Annotated in this window: 14 protein-coding genes; 7 read left to right on the forward strand and 7 right to left on the reverse strand. The window is 67.0% G+C overall.

The window, feature by feature from the left end; all coding sequences use genetic code 11:
- Positions 1-301 precede the first annotated feature (301 nt).
- Positions 302-892 (forward strand): TetR/AcrR family transcriptional regulator, encoded by a 591-nt coding sequence (locus tag NV1_RS23190; protein ID WP_067895025.1) that lies wholly within the window; start codon positions 302-304, stop codon positions 890-892.
- Positions 893-992: 100 nt separating this feature from the next.
- Positions 993-1,895, forward strand: coding sequence for a sterol desaturase family protein (locus tag NV1_RS23195; RefSeq protein ID WP_067895028.1), 903 nt, complete (start codon positions 993-995; stop codon positions 1,893-1,895).
- Between the two features lie 75 nt (positions 1,896-1,970).
- Here NV1_RS23195 and NV1_RS23200 read toward each other — a convergent pair whose 3' ends face one another.
- The 4 genes from NV1_RS23200 to NV1_RS23215 form a co-directional block, all read right to left on the reverse strand.
- A complete protein-coding gene (locus NV1_RS23200) occupies positions 1,971-2,411 on the reverse strand; it encodes a DUF6924 domain-containing protein (protein ID WP_067895031.1) in 441 nt (146 codons plus the stop codon).
- 114 nt (positions 2,412-2,525) lie between these two features.
- The gene (locus NV1_RS23205) at positions 2,526-4,907 is read right to left on the reverse strand and encodes a heavy metal translocating P-type ATPase (RefSeq protein ID WP_067895036.1); all 2,382 of its coding nucleotides are present in this window, start codon (positions 4,905-4,907) and stop codon (positions 2,526-2,528) included.
- Positions 4,908-5,463: 556 nt separating this feature from the next.
- Positions 5,464-6,399 (reverse strand): undecaprenyl-diphosphate phosphatase, encoded by a 936-nt coding sequence (locus NV1_RS23210; protein WP_067895039.1) that lies wholly within the window; start codon positions 6,397-6,399, stop codon positions 5,464-5,466.
- Between the two features lie 408 nt (positions 6,400-6,807).
- Complete coding sequence (locus NV1_RS23215; RefSeq protein WP_084525676.1) at positions 6,808-9,117, reverse strand: MFS transporter; 2,310 nt, start codon at positions 9,115-9,117, stop codon at positions 6,808-6,810.
- Positions 9,118-9,600: 483 nt separating this feature from the next.
- Here NV1_RS23215 and NV1_RS23225 point away from each other — a divergent pair, with 483 nt between their 5' ends.
- The 4 genes from NV1_RS23225 (at position 9,601) to NV1_RS23240 (ending at position 15,515) form a co-directional block, all read left to right on the forward strand.
- The gene (locus NV1_RS23225; RefSeq protein WP_067895048.1) at positions 9,601-10,446 is read left to right on the forward strand and encodes an LppX_LprAFG lipoprotein; all 846 of its coding nucleotides are present in this window, start codon (positions 9,601-9,603) and stop codon (positions 10,444-10,446) included.
- 320 nt (positions 10,447-10,766) lie between these two features.
- Positions 10,767-12,230, forward strand: coding sequence for a fatty acid desaturase (locus NV1_RS23230; protein ID WP_067895051.1), 1,464 nt, complete (start codon positions 10,767-10,769; stop codon positions 12,228-12,230).
- A gap of 113 nt (positions 12,231-12,343) precedes the next feature.
- The gene (locus tag NV1_RS23235) at positions 12,344-13,495 is read left to right on the forward strand and encodes a type III polyketide synthase (RefSeq protein ID WP_067895417.1); all 1,152 of its coding nucleotides are present in this window, start codon (positions 12,344-12,346) and stop codon (positions 13,493-13,495) included.
- A 55-nt stretch (positions 13,496-13,550) separates the two neighbouring features.
- The gene (locus tag NV1_RS23240; protein ID WP_067895054.1) at positions 13,551-15,515 is read left to right on the forward strand and encodes an ATP-binding cassette domain-containing protein; all 1,965 of its coding nucleotides are present in this window, start codon (positions 13,551-13,553) and stop codon (positions 15,513-15,515) included.
- Between the two features lie 255 nt (positions 15,516-15,770).
- On the opposite strand, the gene NV1_RS23245 is transcribed toward NV1_RS23240, so the two are convergent.
- Positions 15,771-16,709, reverse strand: coding sequence for an alpha/beta hydrolase family protein (locus NV1_RS23245; RefSeq protein ID WP_067895056.1), 939 nt, complete (start codon positions 16,707-16,709; stop codon positions 15,771-15,773).
- Between the two features lie 134 nt (positions 16,710-16,843).
- On the opposite strand from NV1_RS23245, the gene NV1_RS23250 reads away from it, so the two are divergent.
- Complete coding sequence (locus NV1_RS23250; RefSeq protein WP_067895419.1) at positions 16,844-17,224, forward strand: MerR family transcriptional regulator; 381 nt, start codon at positions 16,844-16,846, stop codon at positions 17,222-17,224.
- Positions 17,225-17,320: 96 nt separating this feature from the next.
- On the opposite strand, the gene NV1_RS23255 is transcribed toward NV1_RS23250, so the two are convergent.
- Both NV1_RS23255 and eccCa read right to left on the reverse strand, forming a co-directional pair.
- Positions 17,321-18,769, reverse strand: coding sequence for a type VII secretion-associated protein (locus NV1_RS23255; protein ID WP_157117284.1), 1,449 nt, complete (start codon positions 18,767-18,769; stop codon positions 17,321-17,323).
- Positions 18,769-22,803 carry a type VII secretion protein EccCa gene (gene eccCa / locus NV1_RS23260; RefSeq protein ID WP_067895062.1) on the reverse strand — a complete coding sequence of 1,345 codons (4,035 nt, stop codon included), beginning with the start codon at positions 22,801-22,803 and terminating at the stop codon, positions 18,769-18,771. The genes NV1_RS23255 and eccCa overlap by 1 nt, the downstream gene beginning before the upstream one ends.
- Positions 22,804-22,836 lie beyond the last annotated feature (33 nt).

A 22,836-nucleotide genomic window follows, 5' to 3' on the forward strand; every position in this document is an offset into this window, starting at 1 on the left:
ACGTCAACGCTTCAGAGGTGGCTGCATTTCTGAATTTCCGGAAAGAGCGATGCACTTCTTGAACGTGGCTCGTATCGTGCCCGACGATAATCGGGATTCGCATGCGGCCCTTGCGATGTCGATCACCTCCACGTCGAGGCACCCGTCCGGCGGAACTCGGCGCGCGCACCGCGACAGGACGATTCGAATCGAGAGCGAGCGGATCCACCTGCCGGTCGCTCGGTTCAGCATCGAATCGACCGAATGGTAATTTTCGGAGATGCGATCGGATGCGGGAGGTGGCGAGCGAACCGGGAGGCGCGTGACCACCACAGGAACCAAGGGGGTCCCCCGAGCCGAACGTGAGGCCCAGATCCTCGATGTGGCGGCCGTGGAGATCGCCCGAGTCGGGTACGCGGGTCTGTCGCCCGCGACGGTGGCCGCGGCGGCCGGAGTGTCGAAACCGTTGGTGTACGGCTATTTCGGCTCCAAGGACGGCCTCTACGTCGCCTGTATGGAACGTGCCGCGAAAGTGCTCGGCGACGCGATCGACGAAGCCTTCGCAGGCACGGCATCGCTCGACATGGCCGAGCGGACGCTCGTGGCGATCTTCACCGCGCTCGAACCGCGGCCCTACGACTGGAAAGTCGTCTACGACCAATCCCATCCCGATGACGGAGCCGCGGCCGAGGCGGCTCGGACGGCTCGCGGACGCATTGCCGCACAGGCCGATCGGGGCGTGGCCGCATTCCTGTCGGGACACGGACTCACCGATCCACAGGATCTGTCCGCACTGGTCGCCGTATGGACCGGCCTGGTGGCCGCACTGGTCGACTGGTGGCTGAATCATCCGGACCAGAGCGCCGAGGCCATGATCGCGCGCAGCGGCCGCCTCTTCACCGCGATCAGCTGAGCCGGCGGCCCGTCCCAGCACCGTCACGATCCGGCCGAACCTGTTGCCACCAAATTGACAAATTGGTAAGTTACCAACCGGTCAATTCGAGGGAGGCGCGATGCTCTCGCAGGTCTGGTACCAGATCAACACACCGCTGCTGTACGCGGTCCCGGTATTCATCCTGTGCCTCGCCGTGGAGGCGCTGACGTTGCGCGATCGCGACGAGGCGACCGGATACGAGACCCGGGACACGCGCACCAGCGTGAGTATGGGGATGGGGTCGCTGGTCTCCTCGGTGTTGTTCAAGACGGCGACCCTGGTGCTTTTCGTCTTTCTCTGGACCTACCTCGCACCCTGGCATGTTCCGACCGGCACATGGTGGGGCTGGGTGCTGCTGACGGTGGTCCTCGATCTGGCCTACTACGCCAACCACCGCTTCTCCCATCGCGTGCGGATCGGGTGGGCCGCGCATCAGGCCCACCACTCGAGCGAGTACTTCAACTTCGGAACCGCGTTGCGGCAGAAGTGGAATCCCTGGTCGGAGGCGATCTTCTGGGCTCCGTTGCCGATCTTGGGATTCGCGCCCTGGACGATCTACATCGCGTTCACGGTCAATTTGATCTACCAGTTCTTCGTGCACACCGAGACGATCGGAAAGCTCTGGCGGCCGGTGGAGTTCGTGTTCAACACGCCGTCCCACCATCGCGTGCACCACGGCAGCGACCCGCAGTACCTGGACAAGAACTACGGCGGCATCCTGATCGTCTGGGATCGCCTGTTCGGCACCTTCGAACCCGAAACACACCGTCCCACGTACGGTCTCACCAAACCTGTCGGCACCTACAACCTGCTGGCCCTGCAATATCGCGAGTACGGCAACATCATTCGCGATGTGCGGGCCGCGAGCGGCTTACGCGACCGGCTCGGCTACATCTTCGCCCCGCCCGGCTGGCTGCCGAAACAACTGCGCGAGCAGCCCGCGCAGAGACCTGCACCCTCGGTCCAGGGCGCGGCCGGATAATCCGTTCACGATGGGCACCGGTCCGACACGGTTCGAAGGACGTGCCGTGGACCGGGCCCGGTTCGGGGAAGGTATTCAGGCGAAGCCGCGGAATACCGCGCTATCACCCGCGCGCCGCGCGGCGGCGGCATAGTCCTCGATGGTGATATTCCCGTTGTCCACGTTGCCGATTGCTTCGCCCATCTGGGCAGATGCGACACGGATGGTGGCGCCGCGCTGATCCTCGAAGAGGTCGAGAAACAGAATCGGATGTTCCGAACTCGCCATGGTCTCGCGGTCCGCCAGCATCACGAACGTGTGGTCGGTGTCCTGCAGGCTCTCCAGCGCGAGCAGCTGTTCGACGGTGATGTCGCGATTGGCGGGATCGTCGAGTATCTCGACGTCCTGTTCGATGCTCACATCGAACGCCGCCATCGCGGAGGCATCGATCGCCGACCGGCAGGCCTCCCACGCCTGCTGATCGGAGAAGTCCGTGCGAATGAGGACCGCCTTCGCGGTCTCGGGCAGAACAAACACTGGTGCAGTACCTCTCGGGTATCAGGAAAACGGGTTCGAGCGCCACAACCGTACTAGTCCGCACGCGGGAATCGGTGGATCCACTCGCCCTTGTCATCACGCGACATCCCGAGGTCATCGCCTCCGGCTGCGAGCCGTGCCGGAAACCGTTGTCGCGGAGTTGGGTTCGAGGTCCTCGCCGGTGAGGGTGAAGTAGTTCTCCTCCTCCTCGACGAAGTGCAGACGCAGCAGCGTGTGCAGGCCGTAGAGACAGGCCAGCAGATCGTCGGTCTGCTCGGGGGCCAGGTGGCCGATGCCGTCCGCGAGATCGACGTATGTACCGATACGTGTTGTGAGCCGCTGTATTTCGGCGTGGGTGCGACTCATGGTCGCGGTGGCCTCGGCACTGCCGAGCGGTCCGGCGAACGCCGGATACAACTGCGTCTCCTCGGCCTGCTCGTGCGGGAGCAGTTGTTCGACGAGGAAGCGGTGTGCGGCGCGCACCGCGGTCAGCGCCGCCGCTTCATGAGGGCGTTCGGCGAGTTCGTCGGCAGCGGCGCGCAGCAGGGTGAGAGTGTCGCGCAACATGTCGTACTCACCGGCGAATCGATGCAGCGATTCCTCGGTCGCCGCGGGCAACTCGACGCGCGTTCGAGGATGGCCGCGTAGCGCGCGCAGGGCGTTGAGAATGGCCGCGACGTCGATGCATTCTTGCAGCAGCGCCCCGGCGGCAGGCGGCAGCAGCCCCAGCGCGGCGATGATCATGGCCAGCAACGACAGGCCCGTTCCGGCGGCCGCGCTCTGCACGGCGATGCGGCGTGACCAGCGGGCGGTGTCCATGGCGTCGGCGAGGCGGTCGAGGCGATCGGTGGTCAGCACGATATCCGCCGCATCGCAGGACGCGCCGTGGGCGCGTATCGCGACACCCACCGTGGCCGCGTCGAGAGCGGGCGCGTCGTTGACGCCGTCGCCGACCATGACCGTGACCGCGTGCTCGCGTTCTCGTCGCACCACGGCGACCTTGTCGGCCGGCGACTGCCCGGCATACACCTCGTCGAGGCCCATGACGGTAGCGACCTCGCGGGCCGGTTCGGGGCGGTCTCCGGTCAACATGACCAGCCTCCGTAAACCCGCTCGGCGGAGCCGCCGGACGATACCGGGTGCGTGGCGAAGCAGCGGGTCGCGCAACAGGATCGCTCCGGCGAGTTCGCCGTCGATCACGACCCAGGCGATCGCGGCCGGGTCCAGACCGGCCCGATTCACCACCGCACGTGCCCATCCGGCCCCGGTCAGCATCGCATCCGGGAGTTTTCCGACCTCGACGTGCCGACCGTCGACCGTCCCGGACACGCCGCGACCCGCCTGCTCGACGATATCCGGCGGCGCGGTCGGGTCCAGGCCACGGGCGAGGGCCTCGGTGACGATCGCTTCGGCCAGCACGTGCGGCGACATCCGATCGACCGATGCGGCCGACCGCAGTATCGCCGTCACGTCGCGCCCCGGGGCGGCGACCACCTCCACCACCCGGGGCCGGCCCGCGGTCAGCGTGCCGGTCTTGTCCATCACCAAAGTTGTTGCGTGGCCGATGGTTTCCAGGGCATCGCCGCCGCGGGCCAGAACACCTGTGCGGGCGGCCCGGGACAGCCCCGATACGATCGCGACCGGAACGGCCAGCAACAGCGGGCACGGGGTCGCCACCACGAGCACCGCCACCGCGCGCACCGCGGACCCGCTCACTCCGTACGCCGCGGCGGCGACCAACAACGCCAGCGGCAGAAACCAGGCGGCGTACCGGTTGGCCAACCGCACCACGGGGGCGCTCTCTGCACCGGCCTGTTCGGCCAAGCGCACGATTCCGGCGTAGGTGCTGTCGGGAGCGGTCGCGCCGGCGCACATCTCGAATACGGCACCCACATTCACCACGCCGCTGCGCACCGGCTCGCCACAGCGCCGCTCGACCTGTCGCGGCTCCCCGGTCAGAGCCGATTCATCCAGTACCGCTCCGGTATTCGTGATTCTCCCGTCCACGGGCACCGCCTCACCGGCGGCCACGACCAGCACATCGCCGACCGCGACGTCGTCGGCGGCGATGACGGTGACCTGCTCACCGTCGCGGCGACGTGCCGACCGCGGCGCACGTTCCAGCAGCGCACGCAGATCTCGCGCGGCGCGGCCTTCGGCGGCGGCATCGAGCGATCGACCGCCGGCCAGCATGACCGCGATCAGTGCGCCCGCCAGATATTCGTGCACCAGGATCGTGCCCGCCAGCGACAGCACCGCGATCAGATCGACTCCCGCGCGCCCCTTGGCGAAGGTCGCCATCATCCAGAACACCGCGGGCACGAGTGCCACCACGGTCGTCGCGGCCCAGGCCACGTCGGCCGCATCACGAATCCCCGCCAGCCACAGAATCCCGCCGACCACCAGCCCGGTCACCGTAACGGCTACCAACAACGGCTGCGCCCACCACGCCGAACGGTTCAGCCACGGCCGCACCGCTGTCGTCACCTGACTCATCACACACCTCCGGGCCGGGGATTCCTCCGCTTACGAGTCCAGTCCGCGCGGGAGCGTTCGGGGAGGGCCTAAATCCCTGTCATCCGCGCCTTCGGTCCCAGAGACCACGCACCGTCTCGCGTATCGGGCGAGCGCTGTCCGGGAAAGCGAGGTATGCCGCGCGCACGGCGTTCGTGTATCGAAGGTCGATCCGATCCGGGGGACCATCGCCTCTCACAGCCCGAACCGGCGAACGCATCCCGGTGGCAGCGAGGGAGACGGGAAAGGCACACCGCGATGACGGGATACGATCGCCACCTGCGCTGGAATCGCCGGATTCGAACGGTGGCCGAAAGCACGATCCGGACGGTCTCGGGTCGGCCGCGGCGCCGCTCGCGGACCGGCCCACGCGCGGGGAGATCGACGTCGAGGACTACCGGCACGGATGGCGCTGCCGCGGGAGCAACGATGAACCGACGGAGCGTTTTCGATGCCGCTGCCGGGTCCGCGGCGGCACTCCCGGCGTCCCGAGATCGCGGGCCCGCTCGGCGCCGGGCAAGCTCGCCGGGTAGGCGCCTCACCCGAATCGGATGATCGACAATCCGCCCACCACGAGGCAGTAGGCCGCGAACGGCAGCAGGGTGCGAGTTTGGAAGTGGCGCTCCAGGAATCGCACCGCCAGCCATGAAGACACCCCGGATACGATGGCGCCCAACAGGATCGGGCCGCGAATCGGGGCCAGGCGCGGGTCTGCCAGTTCGGGCACCTCGAACAAGCCCGCGCCCAGGATCGTCGGAGTGGCCAGCAGGAAGGCGAATTTGGCCGCATGTTCGTTCTCCAGGCCGCGCCACAGGCCGCCGACCATGGTCAGGCCCGCGCGGCTGAAGCCGGTCAGCAGCGCACCGGCCTGGGTGAGGCCGATACCGATGGCATCCAGGACGCTCAGCGCGGCCAGCGGCCGGTCGGCCTGGCGGGGCATGCGACGCTGAGCGTTGTGCAGTGCGCCGTGCGCCTCGCGGCGGGCGAATCGGCGACCGTATTCGGCCAGCGTCGGCTCGTTGCGACGACGTAACCCCTCACCCAGGACCAGCACCGCGCCGTTCAGGGTCAGGAAGACGCTGGTGTCCACGGGCGTATCGAACATCGCGTGCAACGGGCGATCCAGCAGTGGTCCGAGCACCGCGACCGGAATGGTCGCGATCACGATCAACCAGGCCAGCCGCTGCGGCACGGTTTCCGCGCGCCGGGTGCGCAGAGTGGACAGGAAACCGGCGATGATGGCCAGCCAATCGCGCCGGTAGAACCCCAGCAGCGCCACCGCCGTCGCCACGTGCAGTGCGACCACGAATGCGAGATACGTTGCGCCCCTGTCGGATTTGTTCACGCTGACGGCTTCCCAGCGACCCCCGAACCAATCCGCGACCAGCACGGAGTGGCCGAGGCTCGAGATGGGGAACAGCTCGGTGACACCCTGTACCGCGCCGATGACGGCGGCTTGAGAGTAGGTGATCATCGGCAGGAGTTTCGCACGCTCGCCGGACGGTTACCCTGGCAGTCCCGATGATGTACCGGATGCCCGAATCGTCTTGTATGCCAGTGAATTTCGTCTCATTTCAAGATCACTACGAGCTGCCTCAGCACACCTCCAGCGATCCGCGGCGCGACCTACCGGAACCGTCGTCGCGACCGGCATCGACGCGGCCATCGGCTTCCTCGGCCCGTCGAATTTCCGCCGTGGATTCGCCGGTGAGGTCGGCACCACCCCAGCGGCGACAGTCGTACCTTCGCCCAACCGACCGGACACCGAACAGAATTCGCGTCCGCCGACGTCACCGGAACCCGCTCCGTCGATACCGCAGCCGCCCCGGCGGAACACCCTGTGAGAGTGGGTATTCCGCCGGGGCGGCGAGCGAGAACAGGACTAGCGGACGGGCAGCGTGGCCGCCTCGTCGTACCCGAGTTCCAGATCGTGACGAATGCGCTCACCCGCCACCCGGACACTGCTGGCCACCGAGGGATAGCCGCGAGTGACCACCGCGTAGCGACCCGCGGGCAAGTCGGGGACCAGATAGCGGCCGGTCTCGTCGGTACGAGCCGTGGCGACCAGTTCGCCGGTCTCGTCCAGCACGGTGACCTGTGCGTCGGGGACGACGCGGTCGCCGGCCTGCACCGCACCGGCCAGGGTCGCGGTGGAGGCGAGGTCGACATCGTGCCGCAGCACGCCGCTCTCGGGCACGACGACGGTGCTCGCGGCGGGGCGCATGTGATCGGCGACGACGACAACGGTGTGCGCACCCGGCGTGACGCCGCAGCTGTACGTGCCGTCCGCGGCGGTGACCGCGGCTCCGACCACCTCGCCGTGCGCATTGGTCAACGTCACGGTCGCACCGGCCAGCGGCCGGGCGTCCGGACCGCGAACGGCTCCGGCCAGCTCACCCGAACCCGGCAGCGTCACGGTCAGCAGATGCGGCCGCGCGCCGACGGCGACGCTCACCGCGACCGGCCGGTGCCCGTGCGCCGAGGTGATCAGCACGTAATTCCCCGGCGCGGGCGCGGTGATCCGATAGCCGCCGTCCGCATCGCCGGTCACCCGCGAAACCTGTTGTCCGCGTGGATCGATCAACGTCAGCGCGGCACCGGGCACCGGGCTGCCCCCGGACCGCCGCACCTGACCCACGACCGCGGGCCCCACGCCGGCATCGAGCTCGCGCTCCAGAACCGACCGCGCGCCAACCGAATCGCCGGCCACGGCACCGTAGGACAACGGTGCGGCAGCCACAATCTGCTGCGCCGGAACGATTTCCGCATCCGCGGAATGCGCGAGCTCGACGGACTTCACCGATCGCGCCCGGCCGGACGGAATGAATACGCTCACTCCCGCCGCCGCGGCGGACACCGCACCCAGGAACCAGAAGACTTCGGCATATCCCGAATCCGCCGGAAGTCCGTGTGCCGCATGCGCACCCGAGGTCAGGATGACCGAGGAGATCGCACTGCCGATCGCCCCGCCCACGGTCCGCACATTGGCGTTCATCCCGGTTGCCGCGCCCGTCTGCGCGGGCGGTACCGCGGCAACGATGATGGCGGGCATCGAGGAGAACGCCATACCGATGCCGATTCCCAGCAGCGCCGCGGCCAGGTATATCTCCCAGCTCTGATCGTGCCCGAGCGCCAGCAGGAAGAAGGCGGGCGCGGTGATGATGGTGCCGAGCAGCACGATCGCCTTGGAGCCCAGCCGCGCGGCCAGCGGGCCGATGGCCAGACCGATGACGAACATCGCCGCCGACATCGGCAGCAGGTACAGACCGGATTCGGTGATGCTCGCGCTGAGGCCGTATCCGGCAACGGATTTCGGCGTCTGCAGCAGTTGCGGCAGGAAGGTCATCATCGCGTACATCGCGGCGCCGGTCAGTACCGCGACGATATTGGTCGTCCACACCGCCGGAATCCGCATCGTGGTCATATCGATCAACGGTGTCTCGGAACGGATTTCGACCACTACCCACGCCGCCGCGCAGATCACCGCCAGGGCGAACAGGCTCAGGGTGATCCCCGAACCCCAGCCCCACGACGGTCCCTTGCTCACCGCGAGCAGCAGCGCTACCAGCCAGGCGGACAGCAGAATCGCAGCGCCCCAATTGATCCGGCCCGGACTACGCACCGGCGACTCGGGAACGAACAGCACCGCGGCGACCGCGGCCACCGCCGTCATGATCATCGGAATCCAGAACAGCCAGTGGTAGTTCAGGTGATCGACGATCGGACCGGCCAGGACCAACCCGATTCCGGAGCCGACGGCGATCAGCGAGGAGGCGACGCCGACCGCGCCGTTCAACTTGGCTATCGGGAATTCGTCGCGAATGATGCCGAACGCCAACGGAATCACGCCGCCGCCCAGCCCCTGGATCACCCGGGCGACGATCATCACGGTCACCGATTCGGTGAGCGCCGCGATGAGCGAGCCGACGGTGAGCCCGACGAGCGTGACGACGAGCATCCGCTCCTTGCCGACCTTGTCGCCGATCCGGCCGAGTATCGGCGTCGCCACGGAGGCCGAGAGCAGATAGCCGGTCATCAGCCAGGTCGCGGTGTTCTGCGTGGTGTGCAGGGCCGGAATCAACAGCGAGAACACCGGCACGACCATCGACTGAAGCATCGCGTACGCGGCGATTCCGAGCAGCAGCACCGCGAAGACGACGTTGTAGTGCGGGCGAGTCTTCACTAGCGCCATGAGATGTGATTTCCTCCCGGAGAGCAGAAACGGAGTCATTCTCCGTTTAGGTAACGGTAACAGAAACCGGGGCGGGCCCTCCCTATGAGAATTGTGATCTGCGACTCGGAACAGGACATACCGTTCGACGATGCGTCCGCGTCTCTGCCACTACTTGATCTCTGCCACTACTTGGAGCGTCTTGCGGCACAGATCAATTCCCGGTATGAGCGGATTTCTCATCGATCGGCGCCCGCGACCCCGCCGACGGATGTGAAACGCCGATTGCCGCAGGGCTCGGCCCCGATCGCACCGTGACCGGCCGTTCCCGTAATGATCTGGGCGCCTGCGAGTTCGACTAACCGGTCGACACCGGCGCAGCGGTGCTGGTTGAATGCCCGTGTCCGCTCGACCGAGCGTACGTCGGTGGGTTGCCGCATACTGCGACGCGAGTCGCGACCGCGCTCTCAGCCGAATGCCCAAAGAACCTCCGGGGGTTGACACATGACAGATCTGAAATCGCTCGACCGACCCGCCCGCCGAGTTCGGCGGACCACCGCGAAGACGGTGAGCGCGGCGGTCCTGGCGGCCGCGCTGCTCGGCGCGCTCGTCGCGGGCTGCAGCTCGAACTCCTCCTCGTCCTCCTCCGCGTCGAGCACCTCCGCCGCGCCGCCGCCCAGCCAGCTCCCGGACGGTGCGCAGCTGATCTCGGAATCGTCCAAGACCACCGAGACCCTGCATTCGGTTCACCTGGACATCAAAGTCAGCAACATTGCGAATCTGCCGGTCGACACCATCTCGGCCGATGTCACCAATCAGCCCTCGGGCCAGGCGATCGGCGACGCGAGCATCCGCCTCAAGGAAGGCGATCCGTTCACCAAGACCAAATTCCTCGCGGTGGACAAGAAGATCTACGTCTCCAGCGACGGCACCAAGTACGTACCGGTCGGCGACACCCAGAAGGTCTACGACCCGGGCGTGATCCTGGACAAGGACAAGGGCATCGCCAACGTCATCGCACACGTGAAGGATGCGAAGGCCGAATCCCGCGAGACGATCAACGGCGTGAACACCGTCAAGGTCTCCGGGACCATCGACCCCACCGTGATCGACCCGGTCGTGCCCAAGATCGGCGACAAGGTCCAGGGCAGCCTGCCGATCACCCTGTGGATCACCGATGTCGCGCCGCCGAAGTCCTCGGCCGCCGCGACCACCCTGCCCTCGTCGGCCGCCTCCCCGGGCACCGGTCCGAACCTGGTGCAGGCTCAGGTGACCAAGGACAAGGGCACCGCCACGATCGACCTGTCGAACTGGGCCAAGCCCGTCACCGTCACCAAGCCGGCCGGCTGATCCGCCGGAGCCGGTAGTTCGGATCATCCGAGCCGGTCCGGGATCGTGTGACGGCGGCACTGTGCTGTCGTCGCCTCCCGGACCGGCTCGCACATCGTTCCGCCACGTCTGTGCCGCATGCTCGCCGGTGAGTTCCGGCGGTGTTCCGCGCCCGAATCCCGGCTCCGGAACACGATCTCGGCCCGCTTAAGGGATTATTCAGTCAAATACAAGGCGCCGCACGGAATCTGAACTTCGACGACGCTCGAACGCGACGCCTGCCGGAGCACCTGATCGGCAGCACGGCCTCGACGGGCCGATCAGACATGGAGGTAAGAGAGATGACCGAGCGCCCGGAAGTGCAGGAGCGGGAGTTCAGTCGACCTCCCATTCCCGACGGACCTCCGCCGGTCTCCAATGTCTGGATCTACAATGGCAAAGCTTACGATCTGAGCGATTGGATTTCCAAGCATCCCGGCGGAGAATTCTTCATCGGCCGGACGAAGAATCGTGACATCACGTCCATCATCGGCTCGTACCACCGCGAACCGGAGCGGATCGCGCGGATGCTCGAGCGGTACTCGCTGGACCGCCAGGCCCTGCCCGAGGATGTCCATCCCAAGAACAACGCCCCGGACTTCCTGTTCACCGAGGGTTTCGACAGCTGGACCGATACGCCGAAGTACCGCTTCGACGACGAGAACGACCTCCTGCACAAGATCAAGGCGCGACTGCGCGAACCGAAACTCGCCGCGCGCCTGGATCGAATGGACAAGCTGTTCAACATCGTCGCGATCGTGCTGACCATCGCCTATTTCGCGGTCGAGGGGCTACGCCTGTTCGAGCGCGACTGGATGCCGCTGCCGGTATTCGTCATCGCGATGGTGTTGCTGCGCAGTTCCCTGGCCGGATTCGGCCACTACGGAATCCACCGAGCCCAGAAGGGGCTCAACAAGATATTCACCAACGCGTTCGATTTCAATTATGTGGCATTGTCTTTCGTGACCGCGGACGGCCACGCACTGCTGCATCATCCGCACACCCAGAGTGAAGTCGACATCAAGAAGAACGTCTTCACCATGATGATGCGCATACCGCGGATCTATCGAATTCCGGTGCACACCGTCCACAAGTTCGGGCACACGATCACCGGGATGACGATCCGCCTGCTGGACGTGTGCCGCCTGACCCGCAAGGTCGGTATCACGGACATGTACGGCACCTGGGGCGGCGCACTGCCGCATTTCATCGGCTCCTTCGCGGTGCGATTCCTGCTGTTGGGCGAGCTCGTCGCCTTCGCGGTTGCGGGCGACTTCTGGGCCTGGGCACTGCAATTCGCGATCACGCTGTGGATCAGCACCTTCCTGGTCGTGGCGAGCCACGACTTCGAGGAGGAGGTCGGCGAACTGCCCGAGGCCGATAGCGAGGACTGGGCGGTCAACCAGCTCGAACAGGCCTACGACCTGACCGTGGTCGGGAACCGCTACGTCGACTGCTTCCTGTCCGCCGGGCTGAGCTCGCACCGCGTCCACCACGTATTGCCGTTCCAGCGCAGCGGTTTCGCCAATATCGCCACCGAGGATGTCGTGCGCGAAGAGGCGGCGAAATTCGGCGTCGAATGGCTTCCGGCGAAGAGTTTCTTCACCGACCGTTTCCCGAAGCAGTGCCGCACCTATCTGCTCGCCCCCTCACGCGATGCGCAGGAACGCAATTGGGGATTCGTCCGCGAGCATCTGGCGCCGGACGCGCTCAAGACCTGCGCGGTCTACATGGTGCAGGGATTCACCGGAATCGGAACGGTGTAAACAGATTCCGCAATCACCGCGCCACGATTCCGGCGCGTGAATGTTTCATCAGAAGGGGAGATTTCGTGAGCTATACCACATTCGATGCGGGGGGCGCGCACCCGGACGGGGCGATCCGGCCCGGGGCAACCGGTGAGCATGGGCTCGCCCAGTTGCCGCCCGCGCCGCCGACCACGGTGGGAGTCATCGAATCCATCGCCACCGGCGCGCCCGGCCGGGTCATGGACCAGGCCGCCTCCGCCGAGCAGGTTGCCGCGCTGTTCGCCGATCCCGCACAGCGGGCGCGCATTCCGAGGATCTACGCGAAGACGATGGTGCAGACCCGGCAGCTCGCGGTCGATCCGCTCGACCCGGAATTCCTCGAATTCAGCCGCGAACCCGCGACGATTCGCGATCGGATGAATCTGTTCTTCCGGCACGCGGTTCCGCTCGCGGTCGACGTCGCCGGACGCGCGGTGGCGGGTCTGGACGATTCGGCCGAGGAGATCGGGCAGCTGATCTTCGCCACCAGCACCGGATTCATCGCGCCCGGGGTGGACGTCGCGGTGGTCAAACAGCTGGGCCTGTCCCCCGCCGTGGGCCGGGTGATGGTGAATTTCATGGGCTGCGCAGCGGCGATGAACGCCATGCGCACCGCCGTGGATTACGTTCGCGCACATCCGGATAAGAAGTCGCTGGTGATCTGCCTCGAGCTGAGCTCGGTCAACGCCGTGTTCGACGACGACATCAACGACGTGATCACACACAGCCTTTTCGGCGACGGCTGCGGCGCGGTCGTCATCGGGGCGGGGCAGGTGCACCAGCCTCTCGCGCCTGGCCGGGTGGTGATCCGCGACAGCTTCAGTCATCTGCTCGACGACGCCGAGGACGGCATCGTGCTGGGCGTCAACCATCACGGCATCACCTGCGAGCTGTCCGAACAGCTGCCCCGCTACATCTACACCGGGGTCGATCCGGTCATTGGAAAAATGCTGGACCGCAACGGGTTACGGAAATCCGACGTTGATCTGTGGGCCATCCACCCGGGTGGGCCCAAGATCATCGAGGAGTCCGCGCGGTCCCTGGGCATCCCGGCCGAGCAGGCCGCGCCGAGCTGGGATGTGCTCGCCCGGTACGGAAATATGCTCAGTGCCTCGCTGATCTTCGTCCTCGAGGAGATGGTCCGGGCCGGATCCACCGCGAAGCCGATATCCACCGGAGTCGCCTTCTCCTTCGCGCCCGGAGTCACGCTCGAGGGCATGATCTTCGACATCATCCGCCGCTAGTGCGCCGCGACCCCGCCCGAGTCCTCGGACTGCCCGAGCCGAAAGACGCAGCATCATGCAACTCATCCGTTTTCTGATCTCGATTTCCTGGGTGCGGATCACCACCGTCATCGCCGCCGGACTGGTCTGCGGCGTGGCGAACACCTATCTGGTGACATTGATCCGGGGGGTCGTGTCACCACCACCGCATCCGCCGGTCACCATCACCAGTTTCGTACTGGCCGGTGTGGTCATCCTGGTCAGCGGCGTGTTGTCGCAACTGCTGCTGATCCGGTTGGCCCAGGACGCGATCTACCGGCTGCGCGCGGACCTGAGCACCGGAATCGTCTCCGCCCCACTGGAACACCTGGAGCGCCTGGGCACGCACCGCCTCATGGCGACGCTGACCGAGGATGTGCGTTCACTGTCCGAGGCGGTCACGGCGATTCCGAGCATCTGCGTCGACGTGGCGACCATCGTGGGATGTTTCGTCTTTCTGGCGATCGTGTCCGGCCCGATCTTCGCCGTGACGATCGCGGGCACGCTGCTCGGAATCGCCTGTGTCGAACTGGTTCTCAAGCGGGTGCGGGTGCTGTACCGGGCCGCGCGCGAGCACGAGGACGGGCTGCTCGGCTCGTTCCAGGCGGTCACCCTCGGCATCAAGGAACTCAAACTGCACCGTGGTCGTCGGCGCGACTTCATGGATCGGCACCTGCTCGGATCGGCCCGGGACGTCCGGGCCCGCAATGTGCAGGCGGGCTCGAAATTCTCGCTGGCACAAGGCTTCGGGCAGCTGTTGCAGCTGGGCACCATGGCGGTGATCCTGTTCGTTCTGGCCTCGGCGCTGCATCTGTCGCTGGATGTGATGGTCGGCTACGTCCTGGTGACGACCTTCCTGGCGATGCCGATGCAGAACTTCATGCATCGCATTCCGGACCTGGTTCGCGGCGACGTCGCGCTGGCGAAGATCCGCACTATGAACCTCTCCATGGAGACGTTGCACGACGAGGAGTCGCTGCCGTATACCGAGCGGCCCCCTGCGGGCCGAGTGCCGCTGGTGCTGACGAACGTCGGCTACAGCTACCGGACCGAGGCGCCGCCGCCGGTGCCGCCGATTCCGGGGGCGCCGCCCCCGCCCGGTATGCCGCCGATGCTCGGCGGTCCCGGTCGTGGCGCGAAACGCGCGCGCGGTGGGCATCCCGCGGGCCCGCCCGGTGGGCCCCCCGCGCACAATGGTCGGCCCGCGAACGCACCCGAAGGGCGACCGGCTGGCGCGCCACTTCCTCCGCCGCCCGGTGCCCGGCCGCCCGGTGGTGCTCGTCCGGATGTCAACGGGCGGCGGCATCTGGATCACCGCCGGCCGGACGATCGGCCGGTGCCGGTGGCCCCGCCGCCGGGTGGTCCGGTCGAGCCCGGTGACGATGGTTCGGGCTTCGCGCTCGGCCCACTGGACCTCGTGTTCGAACCCGGTCAGATCAGCTTCGTCATCGGCGGCAACGGCAGCGGCAAATCGACTCTGGCCAAACTGATCACGGGCCTCTACGTGCCGCGGACCGGTTCGATCTCACTCGGTGACGAGCGGATCGATCACGAGAACATCGAGTGGTTCCGGCAGAACTCCTCGGCGGTGTTCACCGATTTCCATCTGTTCGAGGACTATCTGGGCTTCGACCGCCCGGGAATCGACGAGGAGGTGCGCGGATATCTGGAAGAGTTGCAGATCGCGCACAAGGTGACCGTGCAGGACGGGAAGCTGTCCACCATCGCCCTGTCACAGGGACAGCGCAAACGCCTGGCCCTGCTCACCGCGCTGCTCGAGGATCGCCAGATCTACATCTTCGACGAATGGGCGGCCGATCAGGAACCCCGGTTCCGCGAGGTGTTCTACACCGAGATCCTGGCGGGACTGAAACGTCGCGGTAAGACGATCATCGTCATCACCCACGACGACCGGTATTTCGACTGCGCCGATCAGATCATCAAGCTGGACTTCGGCAAGGTCGTGGAGGCGGCCGCGTCCGCCGGGGCCGCCACTCGCTGAATCTCCTCGGCCCGCAACGATACCCGGCACGCACAGCAGACCACCGTCCCTCGGTGGCCGGATCGCCGTCGAGATCCGCGGCCGAGCGAGACCACATTTCGCTGGGCCCAACCGAATAGTGATCGCCGCAAGGGTATTCCGCTGCCCGTGTGCGGTTGGACCGCCGTATCAACCCGACTTGCGCGGCGGCCGTAGCCGGCGATGGAGCTGCCGAATCGGGGCACAAAGCGCGGAAGCCGACGTACGTGCAGGCTGTCACTTGGATTCCAGTCGTCCCAGCGGATGTGCATCGGCGAGGACGGATCTTGCTGTCTCCCAGTCGGTGTGGTCGATCGCGGTGACGTGGCGGAGGAAGGCGAGGGTGACATGCTGGACGAGCGCGACCCGGCCGGGGTCCTCGTCAGTGGTCTCCGCCACCTGGTAACCGGAGATGCCGCCGAGAAAATGTTCGCCGCCGTAGACGGTGAGCAGGCTCTTGGGGCCGTGACCGAGGGTGTAGGGGTCGGTCGTCCAGGCCGGTCCCCGAGTGGAGAGCGGGAGGTCGTCCTTGTCTCCGGCGACCACCAGCCCGGGGGCGGTGATGTGGGAAAAGTCCTGATCACGCAGCCACGGAAGGTGCTCCTGGGCAAAGGGAGTCAGCTCGTCACCGCCCTTGCCCGCGGTGGCCAGCTGGATACTGGCCATGACCCGAGGGTCGGACAGATCCTCGGTGACGCCGGTCTGCGGGTCCTCGACCCGCAGACCCACAAGGATGCCCGCGGTCTGACCGCCGAAGGAGTGCCCCGCCGCGACGATGCGGCCGTGGTCGACCCGGCCGGCCAGGCCCGGCACGGACGCCTCGAGGGTGCCGAGCTCATCCAGGATGCGCCGCATGTCTTGGACGCGGTAGCGCCACAGCTGGGGCTTGCGGGGATCGTCCGGGGCGATGGTGAGCTGCTTGGAGTCGAGGTGGGTGGCTTGGATGACGACGAAGCCGTGAGCGGCCCAGTGGTCGACCAGCGGCGCGTAGCCGTCCAGGTTCGAGCCGAACCCGTGCGCGAACAGCACGATCGGCAGATCGGCGCCGGTGACCGGGGCACAGATGCGTACGTGCAGGTCCTCCCCGCGCTCCGGGGCGGGCAGTACGAGCGGCCGGACCGCGACTGTCGGGGTGGAGTCGGGACCGGTGAGACCGGTCATCTGATACGTGGTCATACGACTGTCACTTTCGGGTGTGATGCGTGCGGCGGTTCAGGCGGAATCCCGGTGCAGGGGCACGCCGAATACGCTAAAAGTTGACGTTGGCGTCAGAGGCAAGCTGTTGTGTCGAAGGTCATATGGAGCTGAGAATGCGCATCGGAGAACTCGCCCGCCGGACCGGCGTCACTCCTCGTGCGCTGCGGTACTACGAGGAGCAGAACCTGCTCACCGCCGAGCGCAGCGACAGCGGGCAGCGCCACTATCCGGAAACCGCCGTCGACCGGATCCGCCTGATCCAGGAGCTGTATACCGCTGGTCTGTCCAGTAAGACCATCGCCGAGCTCACGCCGTGCGTCGTCGACGGCCAGGCGACACCCGAACTGCTCGCCCGCCTGGCCATGGAGCGTGATCACATCGCCCGGCGCATCGCGGACCTCGCACACACCCGAAACCGGCTCGACGCGGTCATTGCCGGTGCCACCGCCAACATGCACACCGGCACTCCCTGCCGGAAAGGGACCCTCGCCTGATACGGCTGCCGACTTCGGTTGCGGGGCAGGACAAGAACTGTGCGTGCCGAAGTCCGCGAACGACGTCGGTGTACTACCCACCTGGTCGGGTGGTGCTCATCCGGTGATGCGCAGGGTGTGGACGAACTGTTCGCAAGGGGCGGACAGGGGCTGCCAGTTGCCTTGGGCGTACTGACACCCGACGCTGGCTTGCAGGCCGGAGTCCACGAGAATCTGCCAGCGGACGGTGGTGCCGTCGCCGGGGGATTCCTCGTAGGACAGGCCGGGGCGGTCGCCGAAGACCGCGTTGCGCTGCAGGTCACTGACCTGACCTGCCGGGCGGCGTTTGATCTGCGCGTCCAGGGTCTCGGCGACGTCGTCCAGACCGGCGCCCGGATTGAGGGTCTTCTGCATCAGCGTGATGCGTTGGCGCGCACCGTTGTCCGGGGATACGTCGACGCGGTCGCCGAGGCGCGAGGCGATATGCCAGCCGGCGGGGATCTGCGCCTGGACCCGGCCGAAGGTCTGCGTGGTCGGCCGGGACACGCTGGTCGCCGCGGCCGGAGTCGTCGACGGACCGGCGGATTCGGCCGCGGTGGTGGTGTGGGACGAGCCGGAACGGGTCAGCGCGACCGTTACACCCACGCCGACGAGCAGCAACGCGATCACCGCGGCAGCGGCGATGAGCAATCGATTCGGCCCCTGCCGCGGCGGCTGGGTGGCCAGCGCGTGCTCGTGCAGCGAATCGAACTCCGTCCGCGCCGACCGGGAGCCCTGCGCACCAGCCGGTTGGGCGGTCTGCGCGATGGGCATCGGCATCCCGGGATGCGCGCCGCGGATCAGTTCGACACCGGTGAGCGGCCGCACGTCGACCGGGAATCCGCACTGTTCGGCCAGGGTTGCGGCCAGCGCGTCGAGCAGGCCCCGGTCCGTCACGCCGAGGGCCAGCAGATAGGTCGGGGCCTGCCCGGCGAGCAGCCGGGCGATAACGCCGACGACGCCGGGCATGCCGTGGCCCTCCTCGACGTCGGCCAGGCCGACGGACGGTTCGAATTCACCCGCTTCGATCCAGGTGTCCTGCCCGGACCGGCCGATCAGCGTCACGGTGGTGCAGAGCGGGTCGAGTTCCAGGACGGCGATCCGCTGCTGCTGCGCGGTACTGGCTTCCAGCGATGCCGCGCGCCGCGCCAGCGGCTCGACCGTCACCTGCGATACCAGTCGCCGGGCCGCGGTCTCCAGCGCGGCCCGCCGCCGACGCCCCCAGGCCGAAGGGCCGACGATGGTGAGTTGCTCACAGGGCGTGGGCAATTGCAGATTGGTCAGCACCGCGCCCAGCGTCACCGCCCAGGCATCGGTGACCGTCGGCAACGCCGGGGCGAAGGCGATCCGGTCGGCCGCGGCCATCCGGACCATCGACACCGCCGGGTACTGCGGCCGAAGCTGTTCTCCGACAACGAAACTCCGGTCATCACTGGCCGGGACGATCGATGGCGGACCATCCCAGTGCGTCGACTCGCTGCGCGCCCACACTCGCGTGTCGGTCAGCACTATGTCCACAGTTGACATCAGACGAGCGGCATCCATCCGGTCTGGATGAGTTCCTCGCCGTTACGGGTGACGTAGATGCCGCGTCCGGCCGGCATCGCCGACGGACGGGCGTTGCCCCACAGCACACCCTCGTCACGGCTGCCGCTCATGATCAGGCCTGCCGAGCCGAGGTCCTTCATGCGCCCGATCACCGGCTCGTACATCGCGCGGCTGGCGCCGCCCGAACGTCGGGCGATGATCACGTGGAAACCGAGATCGCGTGCGTGCGCGAGACTTTCGAGCAGCGCCTGCACCGGGTTGCCGCTGGAGGTGGCGACCAGATCGTAGTCGTCGACCAGGACGTACAACTCGGGACCGTCCCACCAGGACCTGTCCCGCAACTGCTGCGGCGTCACGTCCGGGCCGGGTGTGCGCTTCTCCACATAAGCCGCGAGGTCTGCCATGTTCTGCATGAACTGTGGTGCGGTGGAACCGTACCCGGCCATGTACTGCTGCGGGAGCAGGCCCAGCATGCTGCGGCGGTAGTCGCCCATGATGATGCGCGCCTGCTCCGGGGTGTTCGAGGAGATGATGCCCTCCGCGATCGAGCGCAACAGGGTGGTCTTACCCGATTCGGAATCACCCACGATGACGAAGTGCGGGCTGACGTTGAAGTCGATATACGCCGGGGCCAGCTCGGATTCGTTGATACCGATGGGAAACCGCATGCACTTCTGCGACGGATCGCCCGCCCAGTTTCCGGACAGGCGCAGGAGTTCCTGACGTTCCAGCCGCTCGGGCAGCATGCGCACCCGGGGGGCCGGACGGCCCGGGGTCATCTGCTGCAACGCCGCAACCGCCTGGGCCACACCGGTACTGAGCGTCTCCGGATTCGGATCGCCGTCGACACGCGGCAGCGCGGTCAGCATGTGCAGGGTCTCGGCCGTCATACCGCGGCCGGGACGGCCCTTCGGAACCAGTGCGGCGAACTTGCGACCCAGATCGGAGTCCATCGGATCACCGAGACGCAGTTCGATGCGGGTGCCGATCTGGTCCTTGAGCGCCGGGCGCGCCTCGGCCCACCGGTTCAACGCGATGATCACGTGCACGCCGTACGACAGACCCTGCACGGCCAGATTCATGATGCCCTGTTCGAGCGAGTCGAAGTCCTGGCGGATGGTGCTGAAGCCATCGATGACCAGGAAGACGTCACCGAACGGGTCCTCCTGCACCCCGGTCGCGGCCGAATTCCCGGCCGGATCGGTGCCCCGCAGTCGGCGGAATTCCGACATGGACTCGATGCCCAGCTGCCGGAACCGCATCTCGCGGGCCCGCACGATGCTGTGCATCTCGGACAGTGTGCGGCGCACCTTCTCCTCGTCCAGGCGACCCGCGACCGAACCGACGTGCGGCAGGCCCTCCAGGCTGATCAGGGTGCCGCCACCGAAGTCCAGGCAGTAGAACTGCACCTGTTCGGCGGTGTGGCTCAACGACATCGCCATGATCAGCGAGCGCAGCGCGGTCGACTTACCCGACTGCGGACCGCCCACCACGGCCACGTTGCCGCCGACGCCGGACAGGTCGACCATGAACGGATCGCGGCGCTGGTGGTAGGGGCGGTCGACGATGCCGATCGGCACGCGCAGTGAGGCGACCTGCGGGATGTCGCCGGTCAGCAGGGAGCGCGGCAGTAGCTGATCCATGGTCGACGCCTCGTCCAGCGGCGGCAACCAGATCTCGTGCGCGGGACGGCCGTGCCCGCGGATGCGCGAGACCAGCATGCCGAGGTTGGAGATCTCCTCCCCGTCCTCGCCCTTCACGGCCTCCTGGATCAATTCCGGCTCGGCCGCCACCGGAATGTGGTCGCTGGGGCGGAAATCCACGTGGCCGGCGGTGAAAACGCGAGCGTGGATATCGATCTCACCGCCGACGATGCCCGCCTGGGTGACCTGGCGCTGCGAACCACCGCCGACGTACGGCCCCGAGACGTAGGAAGCCTGGAAACGCCGGATCTCACCGTCACCGGCCTTCAGATAACCGCCACCCGGGCTGGGCGGCAGGTTGTACGCGTCCGGAACACCCAGTACCTGTCGGGATTCGTTGGCGGAGAAGGTTTTCAGACCGATCCGGTAGGACAGGTGGGATTCCAGGCCCTTGAGCTTGCCCTCCTCCAGACGCTGCGAGGCCAGCAGCAGGTGCACCTGCAGCGAACGGCCAAGACGGCCGATCATCACGAACAGCTCCGCGAAATCCGGATGCTGCTGCAGCAGTTCGGAGAACTCGTCGAGCACGACGAACAGCGCGGGCAGCGGGTCCAGATCGGCGCCGGCGGCGCGCGCCTTCTCGTACTCGCCGACGTTGGCGAAGTTGCCCGCCGTGCGCAGCAGTTCCTGGCGGCGGGTCATCTCGCCGGCGAGGGCGTCGTGCATGCGGCCGACCAGGTCGGCCTCCTCCTCCAGGTTGGTGATGACGGCCGCGACGTGCGGCACGCCCTCGAGCCCGAGGAAGGTCGCGCCACCCTTGAAGTCGACCAGGACCAGGTTCAGCTGATCGGGCGAATGCAGCGCCAGCATCGAGAGCACAAGGGTGCGAAGGAATTCCGACTTACCCGAACCGGTCGCGCCGATGCACAGGCCGTGCGGGCCCATGCCGTTCTCCGCGGCCTCCTTGATGTCCAGGAAGACCGGCAGCCCGTCCGCGCCGACGCCGAAGGGCACCCGCAACCGCTCCCGGCCGTAGCGCGGCTTCCACTGGCTCTCCGGGCTGAACGTGCCGATGTCGCCGAGGCCGAGCATCTGCGCCCAGGACGTGATGGCCTCGGCATTCTCGTCCGAGGCGGTTTCCCCGCCGGTCTGGGCGACCACCCGGAACGGCGCGAGGCGACGGGCGACCTGCTCGGCCTGACGCGCGCTGATCCGGTCGATCACCGCGAAACGCTCCATATTGCCGGTGGCGCCGCGGCCGACGCATTCGCCGTTCTCCACCACCATCTGGATACCACGCGAAACCGCAAGGCGCGGAGCGTAATTGCACAGATCGATGATGGTGACGCCCTCGTAGCCGGATTCGCGCAGCGCATCCTCTTCGGCCTCGAGCAGGCCGCCGTCGACCACGACGACGATATGGGTCAGATTCTGATTGGCCGGTTGATTACGCGAATACCGAACGCGGTTGTGCACCAAGGGATTCAGGCCCGCGGTCATCTCCCGGACCGAGCCGTACACCATGCGCTCCGCGCCGACGCCGTCCTGCGATTCCGGATGCTGGGTGTGCGGAAGCCATTTGGTCCACTCCCACTCGGCGATCGTGTCCGCACCGGACACCACCGCGACCAGTACCTGATCCGGTGCCTGGAACATGCACAGCTGCAACAACATCGCGCGCGTCATATCGCGAGCCTGGGCGCGGTCGCCGTTGAGCTGAATGGTCGCGAAACCCTTGACGGCGATCGCCGTGGCCAGATCCGGCACGGTGGAATGGGTGCGCACGAAGCGGCGCAGCGAGACCGCGGCGATCGGCTCGAGCTCCTCGACCGGACCGGTCTCCGGCGACACCAGGCGCGTGGCCAGGCGCTGACCGCCCAGACCGATGCGGGCGTGGCAGAAGTCCTTGTCGCCGGGGCGGCGCTCCCACATGCGGCTGGTGCCCGCGAGCATCCAGACCAGGCCGGGCTCGGGATGACTCCACTCCACCGCGGCCCGCTGCTGCCGCGCGGTCTCGTCGACATCCTTGCGGACCTGATCGAGGTAACGCAGATAGTCCTTGCGGTCCTCGTTGGCCTCGGCCGCCTTCTGGCCCTTGCCACCCCCTTGGGTGAACATGCCGACCATCGAGAAGACCATCATCATCGGGAACATCAGCGCGGTCGGATTCGAGCCTATGCCACCACTTTTGGTGAACATGACCGCCATCATGCCGACCATGCCGACCACCATCACGACCGGCATCAACTTGCCGAGCAGGCCACCGGGAATCGAGCGGGGGATCTCCGGAGGCGGCTGCAGCGTGACCTCGCCGCCGGGCGAACGCGGCACCTCCCGGCGCTGTCGGCGCTGGAAACGGACTGTGCTCATCGACTGAAGCTCCCCCTTCGGCGGCGTGCTGCG

Origin of the sequence: Nocardia vaccinii NBRC 15922, from assembly GCF_001613305.1 — a bacterium.
In the GTDB taxonomy this organism is placed as follows: domain Bacteria; phylum Actinomycetota; class Actinomycetes; order Mycobacteriales; family Mycobacteriaceae; genus Nocardia; species Nocardia vaccinii.

Bases quoted from the DNA above. Each gene is read 5' to 3' on its own strand.
- NV1_RS23230 (WP_067895051.1), top strand. From the start codon at position 10,767: ATGACCGAGCGCCCGGAAGTGCAGGAGCGGGAGTTCAGTCGACCTCCC.
- NV1_RS23210 (WP_067895039.1), bottom strand. From the start codon at position 6,399: ATGATCACCTACTCTCAAGCCGCCGTCATCGGCGCGGTACAGGGTGTC.
- NV1_RS23205 (WP_067895036.1), bottom strand. From the start codon at position 4,907: ATGAGTCAGGTGACGACAGCGGTGCGGCCGTGGCTGAACCGTTCGGCG.
- NV1_RS23240 (WP_067895054.1), top strand. From the start codon at position 13,551: ATGCAACTCATCCGTTTTCTGATCTCGATTTCCTGGGTGCGGATCACC.
- NV1_RS23195 (WP_067895028.1), top strand. From the start codon at position 993: ATGCTCTCGCAGGTCTGGTACCAGATCAACACACCGCTGCTGTACGCG.
- NV1_RS23215 (WP_084525676.1), bottom strand. From the start codon at position 9,117: ATGGCGCTAGTGAAGACTCGCCCGCACTACAACGTCGTCTTCGCGGTG.
- NV1_RS23250 (WP_067895419.1), top strand. From the start codon at position 16,844: ATGCGCATCGGAGAACTCGCCCGCCGGACCGGCGTCACTCCTCGTGCG.
- NV1_RS23245 (WP_067895056.1), bottom strand. From the start codon at position 16,709: ATGACCACGTATCAGATGACCGGTCTCACCGGTCCCGACTCCACCCCG.
- NV1_RS23255 (WP_157117284.1), bottom strand. From the start codon at position 18,769: ATGTCAACTGTGGACATAGTGCTGACCGACACGCGAGTGTGGGCGCGC.
- eccCa (WP_067895062.1), bottom strand. From the start codon at position 22,803: ATGAGCACAGTCCGTTTCCAGCGCCGACAGCGCCGGGAGGTGCCGCGT.
- NV1_RS23225 (WP_067895048.1), top strand. From the start codon at position 9,601: ATGACAGATCTGAAATCGCTCGACCGACCCGCCCGCCGAGTTCGGCGG.